The organism is Chthoniobacter flavus Ellin428, from assembly GCF_000173075.1.
Taxonomy (GTDB): Bacteria; Verrucomicrobiota; Verrucomicrobiia; order Chthoniobacterales; family Chthoniobacteraceae; genus Chthoniobacter; species Chthoniobacter flavus.
In genome coordinates, this window is record NZ_ABVL01000027.1 from 22,384 (window position 1) to 40,953 (window position 18,570).

Here is an 18,570-nt window from a genome sequence, read left to right on the forward strand (position 1 = left end):
AAAGCAAGAACTAGGCGTGACTTCGCGGTTACTTCAGCAATTTCCGGATGGCGGTCTTCATCACCGCTTCGCTGCCCGGCGGGGTCCAGGCCCAACTGCCGAGATTGATGTCCAACTCGTCGAAGGCGCGATCGATGGGGATGTAACCGGGGCCGCATTCGCCGTAGCCCATGACCATGACGAAGCTCTGCGGGCGGCATTCCTGGGCGAAGAGCTGGAATTCCACGTAGGCCTCGGCCGGCAGGAGCACGAGGACGTGCGCCGGGTCGAATTCGACGGCGGGCACTTCCACCTGATGCCCGCGCTTCACGCGTTCGTACCAGGCGAGTCCCATCGCGGCTTCGGAGCGGGCGAAGGGCCGCACACCTTCGGCGAGTTGTTTGCGCAGGACGGGCTCGGTGTGCTCGGGGGTGTTGCGGGCGCCGAGGGGCATCATCACGAGTTTGAAGCCGGCCTGGGTGAGCGGCGTGCGCTGGGTATCTTGAAAGGAACGTTCCATGGCATCGTGCAACCGTTCGGCGAGCACGCCGCGGTTTTCCGGCGCGCCGGTGTTGTATTTGCCGGCGGTGACATTACCCGCGCAACCGGTGGTGTAGATTTGCAAGGTCTCCGGGTGCGCCCGCTGCATGGCGGCGCGCGCTTGCCCCGGGAAGTCGGCGGAGACTTTGCCGCCGCCGTAACTGCTCATGGGATGCACCGCGTAGTTGTGCACCGCGCAGATGGCCTTGTCGCCGTCCCAAAAGCTGAGCGTGCGCAGCCAGGGATCGATTGTGCCTTCGTCGGCATCCTGCGCTTCCGGGTCGTTGCTGCGGCTGTAGCGGCCGTAGGAGAGCCGGCCGGCGCGGGTGAAGAAGCGCCGGTTGCTGGCGACGCGATCGACTTTCGCGCGGCTCGTGCCGAAGTGCGTGACCCGCACGGTGTGCCGGAGACTCTCGCGCACCGCCGCGGTTACACGCTGGATGCACTCGGCGTTGTAGGCCGGCTGGCAAACGGAGGCGACTTGCACCGGCGCTTTCGGATCCGGCGGAGGGATGTCTTTCCACGCACCGGTCGCCTCCACGTCGCGCAGCAATTTCTCCGCGTCTTCGTCCATCACCGGCGCATCGTGGGCATGCGTGGAGGTCACGAGCACGCGCTGCGGATCGGTGCCCGCGGCTTCGGCGAGCGCCTGCTTCCATTTGTCGAACGACGTCCCGCGAATCTCGCACCAATCGAACGCCACGAGGACGAACGGTTTTTCCGCACCGAGCAGGACAAAGCCCTTCGCATACAACGGGTCCGCCACTTCGCGCGCCGGGGCGATGCCGCCACCCATGCACGGGTGCCCGAGGGGCATGGTCACATCGACGGAGAAAGTCGCGAGACGAAACTCGGCCGCCCAGGCGACGACCGTCGATGCCAGGAAAAAAGTGAGCAGCGTGATGAGTCTCGTGCGCATCGGGACGGGGGGAAAATTGGACTCGGTTTCTCGACAGTCAGTTGACCCGCGATGATGGAAAAACTTGGGCCGGGCCGTCCGGGCGGATACAATCGAGGCCGGACCATGAATCAATCACTCAAAGGTAAACATGCACTCGTCACCGGGGGCAGCCGCGGCATCGGAGCCGCCATCGTCAAACGCCTCGCCAAAGAAGGTGCCAACGTCGCTCTCACCTACGCCAGTTCGCCGGATCGCGCGGGGCAGGTCGTGAAGGAAGCCGAGGCGTTCGGCGTGAAAGCGCTGGCCATCCAGGCCGATAGCGCGGATGCCGAGGCAGTGATCGCCGCAGTAGAACGTACGGCGGTGGAACTCGGCGGTCTCGACATTCTCGTGAACAACGCCGGCGTCGCACAGATGGCGCCGATCGATGATTTCAAGCTCAGCGATTTCGACCGCACCTTTGCGGTGAATGTCCGCGCCGTCTTTGTCGCCACCCAGGCCGCGGTGAAGCACATGAAAGAAGGCGGACGCGTCATCAACATCGGCAGCACCAATGCCGAGCGCATGCCTTTCGCTGGCGGCGCCGTCTACGCGATGAGCAAGTCCGCGCTGCAGGGGCTCGTGCAGGGCCTCTCCCGCGATCTCGGCCCGCGGGGCATTACGATCAACAACGTCCAACCCGGACCAGTGGATACAGATATGAATCCCGCAGAGGGTGAATTCGCCGAGTCGCTCAAAAAGCTGATGGCCATTCCCCGCTACGGCCACGTCGACGAAATCGCGAGTTTCGTCGCGTATCTCGTCGGCCCCGAAGCCGGATACATCACGGGTGCAAATTTGATGATCGACGGCGGTTTCGCAGCGTAAGCCGCTAGCGCCGGAGCGGCGGGCGGCGACCGCAGAGGACTCGACGGAGGGACGCGCTATCGCGGCCCGTGGGAGGGCCGATCTTCAGATCGCCCGCCGTCGCGTGGGGACACCAAAAAAAACTGGCGCTGCGCGCGCTGACTTTGGTCGGCGACCTGGAGATCGCCGCTCCCAGGGGCGCCATCCGTTGCGGCGCCCCGTTGCCGCGCTAAGATCAGGCCTGTGACCGCCGAGGCTGCTAAAAGGTGGTAAGGATGTCTTCCAACTCCTTCTTATTCTCTGCTTTCAAAGCAGGCACTTTGGCCTTCAGCTTTTCGTGCTTGGTCGCGACTTCATTGATCCAGCCTTCGATCTGCGTTTTCAGAGGGCCGGCGGCGCTGAGATCCTTCTTCTTCAGGAACTTTTCAAATGCCTCGTGCACCTTGGAGAGCGCGCCGAGATAATTGCGGACATTATCGAGGTCCTTCTTCGACTTCCACGCCGCCTTGGCGGTATCGAGTTTGCCGAGCGCGGGACCGACTGCGGCGTCAGCCGGTTTCCACCACGCGGATTTTTCGATGCCGGCGCCACTTTTGAGTCCGGCCCACTGAGCTTTCGTCGGGATTGCCATAACTTCTTTCGATGGTTTGAAGGTTGTCGGGAGTTTTTTTGAATTCGCGCGCCCGTAGGAACGCGCAACACGCGCGCTAGGTTGAGGCAACCGAGCAAGAAAACGAGTCATTTTCTCGCCGAAAGCACTGTGTCGACGAAATGACCAGCAAACTTGACGCAAATTGCATAATCGACGGCGCTAAATTCCGCGCACGAGCACTCGCCACGAGCCTTCCCAAATTCCGCTATCATCCCGATCCCATCGCCACAGGCAGCATCGAAGCTTCCGACACGACGTGTGTTCACTGCACCTATTACAGCTGCGTGATGAACGGCTCGAATCATCTCGCCGAGAGCGACAGCCGACCGCTCCACCTCTGCCCCGTGTGTCTGCGCAAACTCCAGTGGAGCACCGGCTTCGACGTCGTCGCGCGCTACACCGCGCTGGAGAAAGCCAGCCGCGCCGCGGGTCTGATGGATGAAGCGGAGTGGCTGAATCGCCAGCTCGAGACGCTCAGCGAATAACTTGACTTCCGAACGATCTCGGATGCCTTTCTCAGCGTATGAAACGCGCGCTTGGGGTCTTCATCGTGTCCATCGTATTGGCCGGCCTGCCGATGGTTTCATCATCGGCCGACACCGCCAAACTCCCAGCCGCGGACCGCGAGCATCTGTTGCAGGCGAAGGACCCTCCCCTTGTTACCACCATGCATGAAATTCCCGCGGAAGTGGTCGAGGCCTGCGCGGCGGCTTCCTCGGGCGGGGGGTTCGAGCTTGCGGATGCTGGACAGCCATTTCAGGCCACCGATGTCATCATCGGCAAGCCCCTGCCGGGGAAGCGTCTGATTTGGGCCGCACGCCTGCCGGGCTATATGGTCGTGCACTACGAAAGCGGCGGCATCGCTCACTTGTATCACGTGATGGTGGTCGCGCTCGATTCCTCGAAGAAAAAGGTTCACGTCGTTTGGGCCGCCGGGGCCAGGCCGATGAAATCGTACGCGGAATTTCGCGAGACGCTGGCGACCGGGAAACTCGACTGATGGGCTTCCTTATTCTCGCTAGAGCATAGAGGCCCGGCGCTGGGGGTAACGGAAAGAGACGCATTCGCGTCCCCTTCCATTTTCCCAATTAGGCAGAGCCTCGTCGTGGCTATCTCCCTTGCCCACTCCGCCGTTGCTCGCTCTGGCGAACCATCTCGCCGAGATCGGCCGCGGGGCGAATCTCGAAGGGCCCCGCCTTCACGCCGGGATGTTTCGACATCAACTGGATGGCGTGGTTGAGATCGCGCGCTTCGAGAATCAGGATGCCGCCGAGCTGCTCTTTGGTCTCGGCATAGGGTCCGTCGGTTACCACCGCCTTGCCGTCTTTCCAGCGCAAAGTCACAGCCGCTTCCGAACCCTGCAACGCTTCGCCCCCGGCGAAGTGGCCGTTCTTTCGCAGTTCGTCGTCGTAGGAGAAGCATTCATCGAGCATCGACTGCTGCTCGCTGGGTGACATCGTTTCAAATTTCTGCGGCTCGATATAGCCGAGGCATACGTACTTCATGGTGATTCCTTTCGTGAATGATTGGGTGATTGGGAATGATCAGCACTTCGCTTCGCCCTGGCAGTGCTCGGCCCCCTCGGACATCTCGCGCACTTCCATTTCCCCCTCGTACTTCGGACCGAGGACATCCAGATGGATCTGCATGAAATCCTCGCCCATCCTGATCGCTTCCGCGAGGGAAGACGCCTGCAGGATGGCATAACCGCCGATCACTTCCTTCGATTCGATGAAGGGACCGTCGGTCACGCTCAATTTGCCTTTCGCCGCCTTGATCCGAGCCCCTTTCGCCAAGGGAAGCAATCCACCGGTATCGAGCAAGGTGCGCTCTCCAGCCATTTTCCCCGCCAATTTCCCGATCGCCTCCAACAACTCCGGGAGAGGTGGCTGACCCGCGTCATAGTTCCGACGAAATTCGGAGTCCTCGGTGAGTTTCACTATCATCATGTATCGCATATTTACTTTCTGATTCGTTGGTTGATTGCCTGGTCTCGAGGGACCGTTCGACAGCTGGTCGATTGGGATTTCCAAAATTCGACAGCCTTTCCAAAAAAATTTCAGCCCAATTCCCGCAATCGGTTTTCGAGAAAGCGGCGTTCGGGTTCCTGCACGGTGAGGGCCAGGGCTTTTTCGTAGGACGTGCGCGCCTCCTCCACTCTGCCAAGCCGGCGACACAAATCCGCCCGGGCGGAATGAGCGAGGTGGTAATCCGCCAATTCACCGCGCGCCAGCAGCGCATCCACCAGGATCAGGCCCGCCTCCGGCCCGTCGCGCATGGCTACGGCGACGGCGCGGTTGAGCTCGATCACCGGCGAAGGTTCAATACGAGCAAGCGCCCCGTAGAGTGCGACGATCTGCGGCCAATCCGTCGCCGCGGCCGCCGGCGCCTCGGCGTGCACCGCGGCGATGGCCGCTTGCAGCGTATAGGGACCGAACCGGCGCGACCTCAGCGCCCGCTCCACCAATGCGACACCCTCCTCAATGCGCTCGCGATCCCAGAGCGAGCGATTCTGGCTTTCCAACAAGATCAACTCGCCGGTCGGTGAAGTGCGCGAGGCGCGCCGTGATTCCTGCAAAAGCATGAGGGCCAGGAGTCCCATGACTTCCGGCTCCGGCAGCAATTCCTGCAGCAGCCGCCCGAGCCGAATCGCTTCCCTCGAAAGATCCGGCCGGGTGAGCGTGGCGCCCGAGGACGCCGAGTAGCCTTCGTTGAATACGAGATAGATGACATGCAGCACGGCGCCCAATCGCTCCGCCAGTTCCGCGGGCGACGGCACCTGATACGGAATGCGCGCCTCGCGAATCTTCGACTTCGCCCGCACAATGCGCTGGGCCAGTGTCGGCGGAGTGGTGAGAAAAGCGCGGGCGATTTCCTCGGTGGTCAAGCCGCACACCTCGCGCAAGGTCAGCGCCACGCGCGCCTCCGGGGCCAATGCCGGATGACAGCAGGTAAAGATCAGGCGCAACCGATCATCCGGCACGCTTTCGTCTTCCGCCGGTCCGGAACTGGATTGCGCCTCGATCTCCTCGGCGATCTTCTCCTGCGACGCATCAAACCGGGCCCGGCGCCGTAGGGCGTCGATGGCCTTGAAGCGTCCCGTGGAAACGAGCCAGGCCCGCGGATTCTCGGGAATGCCTTCCTTCAGCCAACGATCGAGCGCCGCGGTGAAGGCATCCTGCATCGCATCCTCCGCGAGATCGAAATCCCCCAGCAGACGGATGAGCGTAGCCAAAATCCGCCCCGACTCCGCCCGGTAAACGGAGTCGAGCTGGGCACGGATTTCCTCGGCGGGGTTCTCAGACATGCACGATGAAGAAAGGGAGGCGAGCCTACAAATCTTCTTCGGTCAATTCCGCAATCTTCATTAATGACTTCAACAACCCGATTTTCAACGGCTGGTTCCCATGAATGGGAATGACGATACGCTCACGATGACCGACTTTCGTGAACACGTGGTGACTGCCTTTCACTCGGCTCAACGTCCATCCATGCACTTCGATAATACGCGCCAAGTCCTTTCCGTTGACCTGTTTCACACCACTAATTCCAAAATCTGATCCTCGGCACTCAGAGCATCTTGCGGAACTCCCGCCTCCAGCCAGAGTTCCACGGCTTCCTTCAAATTGGCCCGTAGTTCTTCCATCGTCTCGCCTTGACTCACACACCCAGGCAAAGCAGGCACTTCAGCCCAAAAGCCACCCTCTTCCGCTTTGTGGATCACCGCTCGAATATTCATGGATTAAGCATCTAACAGAAATCTCCTGTTCGGCAAATCATGGTCTTTTGTCGAAGACCGATTTGCAGACAGTGTTATAGACGATTCTCGAATGCACAACCAACGTCTGAAAGTGCTCTTCGTCTGCGCGATGAACAAACAACGCAGCGCGACGGCGGAACGGATCTATCGCAACGACCCGCGGGTCGAGGTCCGCTCGGCCGGCGTGCGGGCGGATGCGAATCGCCGGGTGAGTGAAGCGGACCTGCGCTGGGCGGACATCGTCTTCGCCATGGAGCGAAGCCACAAACGCTGGATCACCGAGCGTTTCGAAGGCCTTGAGCTGCCGCTCATCGACGTGCTCGAGATCCCGGATGATTTTGAATTCATGGACCCGGACTTGCAGGAAATGCTGCGGATGATGCTCGATCCGGAGATTGATCGACTGATCCAAAATCGCGATGCCCAATCGTTCTGATCATACCTTGCGAGACGCCGAGGATGCGATCCACAGCAGACTGATTGCGGAACACTTTCAAGGTCAACTGCACTACGACGCGAGCGAAGTCATGGAGACGGATCGTTGGTGGTACATTCCATTTCGCTGGGTCGGATGCGCCAGCATAATTGTCAACAAAGACGACCTCTATGTAAACTGGCTCGGGTCAGCGATAAAACTGCAAGACTGCATCTGGGGACACGATCGAGGCGTGTATTGCGATTGGGTCGATTTTACTTTCGCGACCGACACCGACATGAACGTCGTGCGGCGCCTGATCAGACGATTCCAGCACATGTGCCCGCGCGCAAATGAGACAAAGCGGCTGGAGCCCGTCTGGTATCGCGAGTCTGAAATCGCCTCGGCTGTGGCGACCCAGTTCCCGGTTTTTCGGCGGCACTTCGCCTGGTTTGCCATTCCCGAATTGAGGGCCGCCTCCGAAGAAGGACTGCAGTTCAGTTGCCTGCTTATGTCACGCGCGGAGCTGGGAACCGACGGAAGCTGAGGTAGATGTGGGTTCGCCGGGAGACGCCGGGCAAAATGAAATTCGATCCCGATGATTGTTGTGTGCTGAACGGAGGCGATGGCGCGTGGGCCTTTGCATCGTTGGCGGAACAGCTTTCGTCGACGTTGGGGATTCCGATTTCGGAACGGGCACAGGGCTTCAACTATGTGCTGCACCTCGATTCAATCGAGACGGATTTTGCCGGCGAGTCTTTCATCCCGTTATCCGCCATCCGTACCGCCGCGGACAAACGACAGACGGCGGCCGCGTTTGCACGGCATTCGGTCCCGACACCCCGCACGCGGTTGCTGGAGAGTTTCGATGAAGTGACGCGATTCGTCCCCGCGAATCCCCAAAGCGAATGGTGCCTAAAATATCCGACGGGCTGCGGTGCGAATGGGCATCGATTGATTGGCACCGATTCCGGCGAACCTCCGAATTGGCCGCGTCCGTTTGTCGTGCAGGAATTTATCCGCTTGGAGCGTCCCGAGGTTTACCGACTCTACGGCGCGGGTGGTGAGCTTTTTGGCTGGGTGGCGCGGCGTTTTCCGGAAGGAACGCACCCATCCCCGTGGGTCGCCCATGCACGTGGCGCACGCTATGAGCTGGCGGGCGATGCGCCTCAACAGGCGATCGACGTCGCGACCGCAGCTCTTCAGGCGGCGGGACTCCTCGCATCCTTTGGGTTGCGTCGATTTGCTCAAGCGGTCCTCCGGCGAGTGGGTGGCACTGGAAGTGGGGACGGATGGAATTTACAACCACGTCGACCGCGACCTCAATATCCCGAGCCTGGAGAGAGACTTGTTGGATCGTATCGCCGATGCCTTTCGGCGGTGGGTTCGCGAGGGCTGAGCAGAAAAGGGTGGCCGACGACGGAGCCGGAGCATTATCCACATCTTTTCCAAAGGGTATAAGACGATTCGGTCGGCAGCCTTTGGGAGTGGCGACTTTCCAGTCGCCCTGCGTCGCGTAGCGACGCCCAAAAAAGGGAGCGCTTCGCGCAACGGTTTTTCGGTCGGCGACTAGAAAGTCGCCGCTCCCAGCACCGTCTAGTGGCCGCCCGTTTCAAATAGAAAGACCGGTCATCTTGCGATGACCGGTCTTTGAAGTTTTGCGTTGGCGGCGAGGTTCGCCGTCCAGAAGTTCGCTTACTGCGGCTCGACTTCGACACCCATCTGGCGGGCGGTGCCGGCGATGATGCGGTAGGCAGCTTCTTCGGTGCGGGCGTTCAGATCCTTCATCTTGATCTTCACGATGTCCTGGACCTGCTTCTTGCTGAGCTTGGCAACCTTCTGCTTGTTCGGTTCCTTGGAACCGGAAGCGATATTGGCGACCTTCTTGATCAGCACCGAAGCCGGCGGGCTCTTGGTGATGAAGGTGAAGCTCTTGTCCTTGTAGACGGTGATGACGACCGGAAGGATGTCGCCGGCCTGCTTCTGCGTTGCGGCGTTGAACTCCTTGCAGAACGCCATGATGTTGACGCCCTGCTGACCGAGCGCGGGGCCGACGGGCGGCGCGGGGTTGGCCTGTCCGGCCGGGATTTGCAATTTGATTTGTCCGACGATTTCTTTAGCCATGTGCTAGGAAAAGTTGATGGTGATTAGTTGATAGTTGATAGAGGCGGACGGGAGAAGATGGTGTCTGGCGTTTTGTTGTGCGTTGCTAAACAGAACGTCAAAAAAAATTACGTGCGTTCGATCTGCCAGTATTCGAGCTCGGCGATCGCTTCGCGACCGAAGATGGAAATGCTGACGCGGATCTTACCGCGGTCGGGGTCGATCTCGGTGACGGTGCCGCTCTGGTTCTGGAACGGTCCATCGGAAACCTTGACGGTTTCGCCGACGTTGAACTCGATCTTCGGCTTGGCCTTCTCTTCGGTGCCACGCACTTGCGCGAGCACGGCTTCGACTTCGGAGGGCCGCATCGGAATCGGTCGTTCCTTGTTGCCAGCGAAGCCAATGACGCCAGTGGTTTCGCGAATGAAATACCAGGTGCGGTCGACGGGCTGCCGGTTCTCGTCGAGGAGCCACATGTTCACCAGCACGTAGCCGGGCATGAGCTTGCGGACGGTCTCAGTCTTCTTGCCCCGCTTCACTTCGGAGACACGCTCCGTGGGCACGATGACTTCGTAGACGAAATCACTCATCTCCTCGGTCTTGATCCGCTTGGTCAAGTTATCGAGGACTTTATTTTCCTGCCCGGCGAGGACCTGGACAGCATACCACTGGGCGCGTTTCTCTTCTTCTGTCATGGGTTTAGCGGGCGGTTTTGGTGATGAAACCGACGATGGTTTGCAAAAGGAATTCCCAGCCGGCGATATAGCCGCTCAGGAGCAACATGGCGATGACGACGATGAGTGTCGAATCGACCAGTTCCTTGTACTTCTTCATGCCCTTCTCCTTCGGCTCCCAGGGCCAGGAAGCTTTCTGGAGTTCGACTTTGACTTCGCTAACGAAGGATTGTTTGGATCCGAGCATGGAGAAAATTTAGGGGTTTAGCACTTAGGATTTAGCATTTGAAATACGCGGGAGCGGGAGCTGACGCGGAGCGGAGGAAAATGCCAAATGTTAAATCCTAAATGCTATTTTTTGAAAAAAGCACGGCAGGAGGGAATCGAACCCCCAACCGGCGGTTTTGGAGACCGCTGCTCTACCAGTTGAGCTACTGCCGTAGGTTTCGCCGAAAAACGCGGAGCGGATGACTGGCATCCGCTCCGCGCAAATTTCAGCAAGTTTGCTTACTTGGGCGTGTCGAGAATCTCGGAAATACGACCCGCACCGACGGTCTTGCCACCTTCACGAACGGCAAAGCGCATGGTCTTTTCCATGGCGACCGGGGTGATGAGCTCGACTTCGATGGAGACGTTATCACCAGGCATAACCATTTCAACACCTTCCGCGAGCTTGACCGAACCGGTCACGTCCGTGGTGCGGAAATAGAACTGCGGGCGGTAGTTGGTGAAGAACGGCGTATGACGGCCGCCTTCTTCCTTCGACAGAACGTAGATCTCAGCCTTGAACTTGGTGTGCGGCTTGATGGAGCCGGGCTTGGCGATGACCATGCCACGCTCGACATCGTCCTTCTTGGTGCCGCGGAGGAGCAGACCGACGTTGTCACCGGCGCGCGCCTCGTCGAGGAGCTTGCGGAACATTTCGATGTCGGTGACGGTCGTCTTGGTCGTGGGCTTGATGCCGACGAGCTCGACTTCTTCCATCTTCTTGAGGATGCCGCGTTCCACACGACCGGTGGCGACGGTGCCACGGCCTTCAATATTGAACACGTCTTCCACCGGCATGAGGAAGGGCTGATCGACCGGGCGCTCAGGCACCGGGATGTATTCGTCGACCGCGTCCATGAGCTCGAGGATGCACTTGGCATCGGCATGGTTCGGGTCGCCAGCGGCGAGAGCCTTCACGGCGCTGCCCTTGACGATCGGAATCTTGTCGCCCGGGAATTCATACTGGGTGAGGAGGTCGCGAACTTCCATCTCGACGAGGTCGAGGAGTTCCGGATCATCAACCATGTCGCACTTGTTCATGAAGACGACGAGGGCGGGCACGCCGACCTGACGGGCGAGCAGGATGTGCTCACGGGTCTGGGGCATGGGGCCGTCCGCGGCGGAGACGACGAGGATCGCACCGTCCATCTGCGCGGCGCCGGTGATCATGTTCTTCACATAGTCAGCGTGGCCGGGGCAGTCGACGTGCGCGTAGTGGCGCTTTGTCGGTCTGGTACTCGACGTGGGCGGTGTTGATGGTGATGCCGCGCTCTTTTTTCTTCCGGGAGCAGCGTCCGATGTCCGCATATCCCTTGCCCTCGGCGTAGCCCTTCTTGAAAGGATCGTGTGATGGCCGCAGTGAGCGTGGTCTTGCCGTGGTCAACGTGGCCGATGGTGCCGACGTTCACGTGCGGTTATTGCGTTCGAATTGAGCCTTAGCCATAGGGTCAGGTGGAGGTAGGTGGTTTAGGTTTAGTTGTTTATGGAAATCTGCCGGATGGAGCCTGCGACCGGGATTGAACCGGTGACCTCGTCTTACCAAGGACGTGCTCTACCACTGAGCTACGCAGGCAACTGCATCCAGGTGCACTTAAAAATCAGAGGCTTTTAGACCTCCGTCCGCCCTCGGTTTCGAGAGTGAAAAAGCCCGTCCCACAACGACCTTCTAGTCGTGAGCAGGTCAGGCAATTTCGCATCTCTTTGACGGAGAGCGGGTGCGCAAACTAGCAAAGGCGAGTGGGGTGTCAAAAAGAATTTGGGAATTCGCGCAATCAGAGAGGCGTTTGTTCCCATTCCCTTCTATTACTCCTATTCTTCCTATCGGTCCAATGGGAGGTATCGGAGGCATGGGAACCATGGGAACCCGAGGCGGCGAAACTCTCGCCACCCTGTCCTGCTATTACGCCTGCTGCTGTTCCTGCCCTCCGGCCGGCTCCATCCACTCGCAGTATTTCGAGTGCATCGCGCTGCTGATCTCGATGAGCCGCAACTGGATGCCGTCGAGGTATTCGTGGAGGCCTATTTTGAAAACGTCCGCGATCCGGGTAAAATTCAGGTCCGAGCAGAGGCGACCGGAGAGACGCTCGGCGTCGGTGCAGAAATGGCCGCGTTCGCAGCCGGAGATGCGGTGTAGCGCGGCGTCGACGCCCTCGACACAAAACCGGATGGAGCGCGGGAAGCTGTCGTGCAGGAGGATGAACTCGGCGACCGACCACGGCGTAACCTGGCCGGTGTGGATTTTCCGATACGCCTCGAAGGCGCTGCACGATTTCAGCACGGCCTGCCATTGGATGGTATCGACGTTGCCGCCGACCTCTTCGCCGCGCGGCAGGAGGATGTGATACTTGAGATCGAGGATGCGCGAGGTGCTATCCGCCCGCTCGAGATACTTGCCGATCTGCAGGAAATGCCAGCCTTCGCCATGGGTGAGCGTGGCGGCGGTGGTGCCGTGGAATTGATGGGAGCAATCGACGACGTGACGGAAAAAATCGATCGCGCTGGAGGCGAACATCTGCCGGGCAGCCGGAGAGTTCAGCCACAGGTAAAGGCCATTGATGCGCTCCCACATTTCGCTGGAGATGTACTCGCGGACCGTGCGGGCATTCTCGCGCGCCGCGGCGACGGACGAGCGAATCGAATTCGGATTCTCCTTCGCGAAGGTGACGAACTCGCAAACCGTGTCCGCATTCGTGACCTCGTAGAGCGAGTTGAAAAGTTTCTGATCTTCGAGCGAGGCGAGGATCGGTTCCCAATCGATCTTGTCTCCATCCACCCCGGTATTTTCGTCGTCCAGAGTGACCTGCAGATTGACGTCGAGGATACGTGAATTGTTCTCAGCCCGCTCGATGTAGCGAGCCATCCAGTAGAGTGAATCTGCGACGCGAGAAAGCATGGGAACGTGGAGTGGAAAGTGAAGGTGAAAGTGGAAAGTGCCGGGCGTGCTCTGCTTGTGAGCCTGGTGCTACGGAGAGTGGCGGGTGAAGGTGGAAAATGACACGTGCGTTTTCGATACGTATGGCAAAAGCACATTTTCACTTTTCCGTGAGAGACCAAGCAAACCGCGCCATGTCGTTGCGTGTGGCAAAGGAATCACTTTCCACTTTCACTTTCACGTTTCACTCCCCATCCACCACCCAGGAGTCTTTCGATCCCCCACCCTGCGAGGAATTCACGACCAGTGAACCCTTGCGCAGAGCCACGCGCGTGAGGCCGCCAGGGATGATGGTGATCTTTTCCCCACTCAAAATATACGGCCGCAGATCCACGTGGCGGCCTTCCACCACTCCATCGCAGAAGCTCGGGCTGCGCGAGAGCGAAATGACCGGCTGCGCGACGTAATTGCGCGGATCCTGGATGATCGCCTGACGGAATTTCTCGTGCTCTTCTTTCGTGGCATGCGGGCCGATGAGCATGCCGTAGCCGCCGCTCTCGTTCGCGCTCTTGATGACGAGTTCCGGAAGGTGATCGAGCACGTATTTGCGGTCCTTCTCGAACATCGTCAGCCAGGTCGGCACATTCGGCAGAATAGGCTCTTCGCCGAGGTAGAATTTGATCATCCGCGGCACGAAATAATACATCACCTTGTCATCGGCGATACCGGTCCCGATGGCGTTGGCGAGGTTGACATTGCCCTTGCGATAGGCACCGACGATGCCCGGCACGCCGAGCACGGAATCCTTGCGGAAGACGGTGGGATCGATGAAGTCGTCATCGATGCGCCGATAGATAACGTCCACGCGTTTGAGCCCTTTGGTGGTCTTCATGTAGACCACGTCGTCGCGCACGATGAGGTCCTGGCCGACAACGATCTCGATGCCCATGGCGCGGGCGAGATACGAGTGCTCGAAATAGGCCGAGTTGTAGATTCCCGGCGTAAGCAGCACCACGGTCGGCTCCTCCGGCTTCGGGCAATTCGGCGGCGCGACATGGCGCAGGAGATTGAGCAATTCCTGGCCATAATGATCGACCGGCCGCACTTTCACCCGCCCGAAGAGCTGCGGGAAGACGCGCTTCATCACCTGCCGGTTTTCGAGCACGTAGCTGACGCCGGAAGGACACCGCCCATTGTCCTCGAGCACGAGGTATTTTCCCTCGTGATCGCGGATCAAATCGCTGCCGCAAATGTGGATGTAGATGTCCTTCGGCACGTCGAAGCCCATGAACTCCGGCCGGAAATGTTTCGCGCTCTTCACCACTTCCTCGGGGATGATCCCCTCCTTCACGATCCGCTGTTCGTGGTAGATATCGTGCAGGAATTGGTTCAACGCCTGGATACGCTGCACGAGCCCGCGCTCGACGTGTTCCCACTCTTCGCTGGGGATGATTCGCGGAAAAAGGTCGAAGGGAAAAATGCGCTCCGTGCCCTGGTTGTCGCTATAGACGGTAAAGGTAATCCCTTGATTGAGAAACGTGGCCGTGGCCAGAGCCTGCTTGCGCTCCACTTCGCCATCGACCATCCCTTCAAACCGCTCGAGCACTTCCCGATAATGTGGACGCACCTGGCCCGGCGCGGCGAACATCTCATCATAAAAATCGCCTACGTCGTAGTTACCGAAGAGTTGTCCCATATAAATCCCTTGGGGCGGCGCTAAGTGACGGCGAGGGCCGGCACAAAGTCACACGAGGCGCTCGTCGATCCGAACTTCGGATAGACGAACTTACAGGCCGTCGTGTTTTCCTTCGTGATCCCCGACGCCTGCAACAGCCCCCCCTCGCTCAGCTGCGCGAGGGAAGCATGCAGCAGCGCCGTGCCGAGTCCGCGATTGCAGTATTCGGAAAGGACGGAAGGACCGGAGACCAGATTCGAATCCGCCGCCGGGTCGGTATTGAGCACCGAGGTAGCAATGATGCGCGGCCCATGGGCAATGACGATGGCCGGAACGGCTTCGCGCTGAAAGGCGAGATCGAGCTGCAATTCGAGACGTTCGCGGAACTGGTTCAGCGTATCGCTCCATGTGGAATCGAGCGCAAACGCCGTCATTACCACATGCGCCACCAGCTTGGCCTCTTCGCGCGTGGCGGCACGAACCGTGAAGTGGGCCGGAAGCGGTCTTTCAAGGGGCGGCAAAGTCTTGATCTGCCAGGTGAAGCGCTTCCAGCGCACTAATTTCATATAATGGGAATTCTAAAAGCACCCCGCCGGAAAGCAATGCCGAACGCAATTTTACCTACGCAAATTGGCAACAAATGCTGCTTGTTCCCCAACGAAACGGGATAGGAATGTCGACTGCTGTCGAAAAAATACTGCGCGCGAGATACGTAGAGAAAGTAGCGGGAAGCGAGGTAGATTTCCTTTAACCGCAAATAAACGCCCATGGGATAACGGCCTACCCACATGCCATTCGTGTCCATTCGCGGTTTCCCTTTGTATGGGCCTCTGCGTCTTTGCGTCTCTGCGTTTTAAAATTTTCTTCGCAACTCAGTTAACGATCCCCTCGAGCTTCACGGCTTCGCGGAAGGGCGTGTAAAATTCGTTCATGCGCATGACACCGCGGCGGAGCACGGGGCGCAGGTTCACGACATCGGCGAGATTTACCACGAGGTCGACGCTGTGCTGGAAGGCCTGCATCTCGTCATTCGTCGCGAAGGTCGAACCGACAGCGACGACGAATTGCTTGCGGCGCTGCTCGTGCGGCGCGGCGATGGCCGCGGAGAGGATCGGGTTCGACGCCATTTCGCTGGCGTTGAAGTGCTCGGAAAGCACGATCACGTCATACGCATGCGCGCGCATCTTCAGCAGGATGTCCTCGAGGAAAAGACCGGTGTGAATCTTGTAATTCAGCGCGGTGAGTTGATCGACGACGATGCGCTGGACCTCGGGGACGTCCACGCAGACGAGCGCCGTCGTGTCGCCTGGCTCGAAGAGATCCAGGCGGCTTTGGAATTCCATCATTTTTGCAGTTGGCGTGCTCATTTATTGGTCATCCGCAGATTGATGTAGGAGTCGTGCGTGGTGGATTCGAGGTCGAGCTTGAGACCGCTTTCCGTATCGTTCTCGAGACCGCGCTGTTTCTTCACGCCGTCGATGTAACGGGTCATCCTCGCTTTGTTCGTGGCGTAGAGATTGGCGGTGTCTTCGGTGACGAGACCGGCTTGGTAGGCGCGGGCGATCGATTGGTCGAAGGTCGTCCAGCCGAACGTGGCATTCGCCTCGATGATCTCGTAAAAGCTGCGTCCTTCCGCTTCGCCCAAGGCGACTGCTTCGCGTGTGCGCAGGTTCGAGCCCATGATTTCGTTGACCATGATCCGGCCGCCATTGACCTTCGGTGCCAGGCGCTGGCTGACCACATAACGCAGCGTCTCGCTCAAGCGCAGGCGGAGCTGCGTTTCTTCCGCGAGGTCGAACATGCCGAGGATACGGTTGATTGATTGGCCGGCGTTGATGGTGTGAATCGTCGAGAGCACCAGGTGGCCGGTTTCCGCCGCGGTAAGGGCAATTTCCACCGTGGCACGGTCGCGCATTTCACCCACGAGAATGACCTTCGGCGCCTGGCGGAGCGCGGAGCGCAGGCCGTTGGGAAAGGCATCGAAATCCGCGCCCAGTTCGCGCTGGTTGAAGGTGGCCTTCTTGTGCTGATGAATGTACTCGATCGGGTCCTCGAGCGTGACAACGTGCACGGCCATCGTCTCGTTGATCTCGTTGAGGAGGGCGCTGAGCGTAGTCGTTTTACCGCTGCCGGTGGCGCCGGTGACGAGGATGAGGCCGTTCTTTTCCTTGGCCATGTCCTTGAAGATCGGCGTGAGGCCGAGCGAATTCAGCGACGGCATCTCGCTCTGGCCTTTCCGCATGATGATCGCGAAATTGCCGCGCTGGCGGAAGATATTCACACGGAAGCGGGCCCGTTCCTGCAACGCGTAGCTGCAGTCGCATGCGCCGCGGGTGACGAGATCGCGCAGGAGGTGTCGCTGGTTCCCGATGATGGTCAGCGCCAGTTGCTCGGTCTGGTAATGGGTGAGCTTGCGGATCGCCGGATTGGCAATCACCGCCTCCTTCAGTTCGCCGAAGCTTTCCACCTGCAGTGGACGGCCGACGGAAAAAACGAGATCGGAAATGCCAGGGTGCGTGTCGAGCATCGCACCGAGGACGGCATCGAGTTCGGGTTGTCTCATGTGGGGATCTTTCGGCTTTAATCCTCCCAGTCTTCGGGAGGGTTCTTAAGGAATACGCGGAATTTCTTTTTGTCCTGACATTTGTCGTAGGCCTCTTCCGGCGAAATGCGGGCGGCGCGCAGGTGATCCATGATGGCGTCGTCGAGCGGTTGGTTGCCCTTCTTCTTGCCTACCTGCATCATGCCGGGGATCTGGTGCGTCTTGCCTTCGCGAATGAGGTTCGCGATGGGCGTATCGACGACCAGCACCTCGAGCGCGGCGAGACGGCCCGGCTTGTCGACGCGTTTGAAAAGGTTTTGCGCGACCACGCCCTTGAGCGATTCGGAAAGGCCGGCGCGAATCTGGTTCTGCTGGCCGGCGGGGAAAACGTCGATGACACGGTCGATGGTCTTCGGCGCGGATGGCGTGTGCAGCGTGCCGAATACCAAGTGACCCGTGGCTGCCGCGGTCAGCGCCAGCTCGATCGTTTCCAAGTCGCGCATTTCACCCACGAGAATGATATCCGGGTCTTCACGCAGCGCACCACGCAACGCACTGGCGAAGGACTTCGTGTGCACGCCCACTTCGCGGTGGTTGACCAGCGACTGCTGCGAGCGGTGGACGAATTCGATCGGGTCTTCGACGGTGATGATGTGGTCCTTCCGCTGGAGGTTCGCCCAGTCGATCATCGCCGCAAGGGTCGTCGATTTGCCCGAACCAGTCGGGCCGGTGACGAGCACGAGGCCCTTTTTTAGCATGGAGAATTTCTTCAGCACCGACGGCAGGCCGAGTTCATCCGCGGTGAGCACCTTGCTCGGAATGAGACGGAACACCGCGGCGATACCGCTCTTTTGGTTGAAGAAGTTCGCGCGGTAGCGGGCGAAACCGGGATACTCGTAACCGAAGTCGACGTCGCCGGTTTCTTCGAAAAGCTTGATCTTTTGTTCCGGGGCAATTTCGTAAACGAGCGCTTTCAGGTCGTCATTTCCCAGGGCGGGCATGTCCACCCGCACCAGTTCACCGTGAATACGGAGCATGGGCGGATTGCCGGTGGAAAGATGAAGGTCAGAAGCGTTCTGCTCCTTCATGAATTTAAAAAAGGAATCAATACGGGCCATATCGGTCCCTGCTGAGAAAGCTAGAGGGATGCCAAGAGAAGGCCGGTTTACGTGGAATTCACCCGTAGCGCATCGGCAAGGGCCGCCGGGCCATCCGTTTACGTCCCGGTATTTGTCCCGAAAGGCTCACCGGGCTCGGCTTTTGTCTGCAAAAGCGAGACTCCGCCAGCCTCTTTCCGTGAGTCTCAGGTTGTATTCACGAATGGCGTGACGCGAAGTGGAGCGC

23 protein-coding genes, 2 tRNA genes and 1 pseudogene are annotated in these 18,570 nt (G+C 59.3%); 6 read left to right on the forward strand and 20 right to left on the reverse strand.

All coding sequences use genetic code 11. From position 1 onward, the window contains the following. Positions 1-28: 28 nt before the first annotated feature. Complete coding sequence (locus CFE428DRAFT_RS27345; RefSeq protein WP_006982937.1) at positions 29-1,438, reverse strand: hypothetical protein; 1,410 nt, start codon at positions 1,436-1,438, stop codon at positions 29-31. A gap of 105 nt (positions 1,439-1,543) precedes the next feature. Here CFE428DRAFT_RS27345 and CFE428DRAFT_RS27350 point away from each other — a divergent pair, with 105 nt between their 5' ends. Continuing rightward, positions 1,544-2,287, forward strand: a complete 744-nt coding sequence (locus tag CFE428DRAFT_RS27350) for a 3-oxoacyl-ACP reductase family protein (RefSeq protein WP_042725937.1) — start codon at positions 1,544-1,546, stop codon at positions 2,285-2,287. A gap of 238 nt (positions 2,288-2,525) precedes the next feature. Here the strand turns inward: CFE428DRAFT_RS27350 and CFE428DRAFT_RS27355 are convergent, their stop codons facing one another. Beyond that, positions 2,526-2,897 (reverse strand): hypothetical protein, encoded by a 372-nt coding sequence (locus tag CFE428DRAFT_RS27355; RefSeq protein ID WP_006982939.1) that lies wholly within the window; start codon positions 2,895-2,897, stop codon positions 2,526-2,528. A gap of 140 nt (positions 2,898-3,037) precedes the next feature. On the opposite strand from CFE428DRAFT_RS27355, the gene CFE428DRAFT_RS27360 reads away from it, so the two are divergent. Continuing rightward, positions 3,038-3,403, forward strand: coding sequence for a CbrC family protein (locus CFE428DRAFT_RS27360; RefSeq protein WP_006982940.1), 366 nt, complete (start codon positions 3,038-3,040; stop codon positions 3,401-3,403). Positions 3,404-3,441: 38 nt separating this feature from the next. After that, entirely contained in the window at positions 3,442-3,918 is a 477-nt protein-coding gene (locus tag CFE428DRAFT_RS27365; RefSeq protein WP_006982941.1) for a hypothetical protein, read from the forward strand. 109 nt (positions 3,919-4,027) lie between these two features. On the opposite strand, the gene CFE428DRAFT_RS27370 is transcribed toward CFE428DRAFT_RS27365, so the two are convergent. From CFE428DRAFT_RS27370 to CFE428DRAFT_RS27390, 5 genes are all read right to left on the reverse strand, one after another. Further along, on the reverse strand, positions 4,028-4,423 hold the full coding sequence (locus CFE428DRAFT_RS27370) for a YciI family protein (protein ID WP_006982943.1): 396 nt from the start codon (positions 4,421-4,423) through the stop codon (positions 4,028-4,030). Between the two features lie 39 nt (positions 4,424-4,462). Beyond that, on the reverse strand, positions 4,463-4,867 hold the full coding sequence (locus CFE428DRAFT_RS27375) for a YciI family protein (protein WP_006982944.1): 405 nt from the start codon (positions 4,865-4,867) through the stop codon (positions 4,463-4,465). Between the two features lie 110 nt (positions 4,868-4,977). Continuing rightward, positions 4,978-6,225 (reverse strand): RNA polymerase sigma factor, encoded by a 1,248-nt coding sequence (locus CFE428DRAFT_RS27380; protein WP_006982945.1) that lies wholly within the window; start codon positions 6,223-6,225, stop codon positions 4,978-4,980. Between the two features lie 25 nt (positions 6,226-6,250). After that, positions 6,251-6,457: a type II toxin-antitoxin system HicA family toxin gene (locus CFE428DRAFT_RS27385; RefSeq protein ID WP_042725929.1), complete on the reverse strand. Its 207-nt coding sequence runs from the start codon at positions 6,455-6,457 to the stop codon at positions 6,251-6,253. Next, positions 6,454-6,657: a type II toxin-antitoxin system HicB family antitoxin gene (locus tag CFE428DRAFT_RS27390; RefSeq protein ID WP_006982948.1), complete on the reverse strand. Its 204-nt coding sequence runs from the start codon at positions 6,655-6,657 to the stop codon at positions 6,454-6,456. Before CFE428DRAFT_RS27390 ends, CFE428DRAFT_RS27385 begins: the two co-directional genes overlap by 4 nt. Before the next feature lie 91 nt (positions 6,658-6,748). Here CFE428DRAFT_RS27390 and CFE428DRAFT_RS27395 point away from each other — a divergent pair, with 91 nt between their 5' ends. The 3 genes from CFE428DRAFT_RS27395 (at position 6,749) to CFE428DRAFT_RS37860 (ending at position 8,492) form a co-directional block, all read left to right on the forward strand. Then, positions 6,749-7,114, forward strand: coding sequence for a hypothetical protein (locus CFE428DRAFT_RS27395; RefSeq protein WP_006982949.1), 366 nt, complete (start codon positions 6,749-6,751; stop codon positions 7,112-7,114). Further along, positions 7,098-7,640: a hypothetical protein gene (locus tag CFE428DRAFT_RS27400; RefSeq protein ID WP_006982950.1), complete on the forward strand. Its 543-nt coding sequence runs from the start codon at positions 7,098-7,100 to the stop codon at positions 7,638-7,640. Before CFE428DRAFT_RS27395 ends, CFE428DRAFT_RS27400 begins: the two co-directional genes overlap by 17 nt. Positions 7,641-8,321: 681 nt before the next feature. Next, entirely contained in the window at positions 8,322-8,492 is a 171-nt protein-coding gene (locus tag CFE428DRAFT_RS37860; protein ID WP_157447655.1) for a hypothetical protein, read from the forward strand. A gap of 296 nt (positions 8,493-8,788) precedes the next feature. Here CFE428DRAFT_RS37860 and rplK read toward each other — a convergent pair whose 3' ends face one another. From rplK to CFE428DRAFT_RS27465, 13 genes and pseudogenes are all read right to left on the reverse strand, one after another. Beyond that, a complete protein-coding gene (rplK, locus tag CFE428DRAFT_RS27410) occupies positions 8,789-9,217 on the reverse strand; it encodes a 50S ribosomal protein L11 (RefSeq protein WP_006982952.1) in 429 nt (142 codons plus the stop codon). A gap of 107 nt (positions 9,218-9,324) precedes the next feature. Beyond that, positions 9,325-9,891: a transcription termination/antitermination protein NusG gene (nusG, locus tag CFE428DRAFT_RS27415; protein ID WP_006982953.1), complete on the reverse strand. Its 567-nt coding sequence runs from the start codon at positions 9,889-9,891 to the stop codon at positions 9,325-9,327. Positions 9,892-9,895: 4 nt separating this feature from the next. After that, entirely contained in the window at positions 9,896-10,117 is a 222-nt protein-coding gene (locus CFE428DRAFT_RS27420) for a preprotein translocase subunit SecE (protein WP_006982954.1), read from the reverse strand. Between the two features lie 121 nt (positions 10,118-10,238). Then, a tRNA-Trp gene (locus tag CFE428DRAFT_RS27425) sits at positions 10,239-10,311 on the reverse strand. Positions 10,312-10,377: 66 nt separating this feature from the next. After that, a complete protein-coding gene (gene tuf / locus CFE428DRAFT_RS27430; RefSeq protein WP_272941145.1) occupies positions 10,378-11,445 on the reverse strand; it encodes an elongation factor Tu in 1,068 nt (355 codons plus the stop codon). 31 nt (positions 11,446-11,476) lie between these two features. Continuing rightward, positions 11,477-11,581: pseudogene (locus CFE428DRAFT_RS41405) on the reverse strand (GTP-binding protein); the annotation flags it as partial. Between the two features lie 55 nt (positions 11,582-11,636). Further along, positions 11,637-11,710, reverse strand: a tRNA-OTHER gene (locus CFE428DRAFT_RS27435). A 327-nt stretch (positions 11,711-12,037) separates the two neighbouring features. Further along, a complete protein-coding gene (locus tag CFE428DRAFT_RS27440) occupies positions 12,038-13,030 on the reverse strand; it encodes an alpha-E domain-containing protein (protein WP_042725930.1) in 993 nt (330 codons plus the stop codon). Between the two features lie 223 nt (positions 13,031-13,253). Beyond that, the gene (locus CFE428DRAFT_RS27445; protein ID WP_006982957.1) at positions 13,254-14,705 is read right to left on the reverse strand and encodes a circularly permuted type 2 ATP-grasp protein; all 1,452 of its coding nucleotides are present in this window, start codon (positions 14,703-14,705) and stop codon (positions 13,254-13,256) included. A 20-nt stretch (positions 14,706-14,725) separates the two neighbouring features. Next, a complete protein-coding gene (locus CFE428DRAFT_RS27450) occupies positions 14,726-15,250 on the reverse strand; it encodes a GNAT family N-acetyltransferase (protein ID WP_006982958.1) in 525 nt (174 codons plus the stop codon). A gap of 306 nt (positions 15,251-15,556) precedes the next feature. Next, positions 15,557-16,051 carry a hypothetical protein gene (locus CFE428DRAFT_RS27455; protein ID WP_042725931.1) on the reverse strand — a complete coding sequence of 165 codons (495 nt, stop codon included), beginning with the start codon at positions 16,049-16,051 and terminating at the stop codon, positions 15,557-15,559. After that, the gene (locus tag CFE428DRAFT_RS27460) at positions 16,048-17,247 is read right to left on the reverse strand and encodes a type IV pilus twitching motility protein PilT (RefSeq protein WP_006982961.1); all 1,200 of its coding nucleotides are present in this window, start codon (positions 17,245-17,247) and stop codon (positions 16,048-16,050) included. Before CFE428DRAFT_RS27460 ends, CFE428DRAFT_RS27455 begins: the two co-directional genes overlap by 4 nt. Before the next feature lie 17 nt (positions 17,248-17,264). After that, entirely contained in the window at positions 17,265-18,344 is a 1,080-nt protein-coding gene (locus CFE428DRAFT_RS27465; protein ID WP_006982962.1) for a type IV pilus twitching motility protein PilT, read from the reverse strand. Positions 18,345-18,570 lie beyond the last annotated feature (226 nt).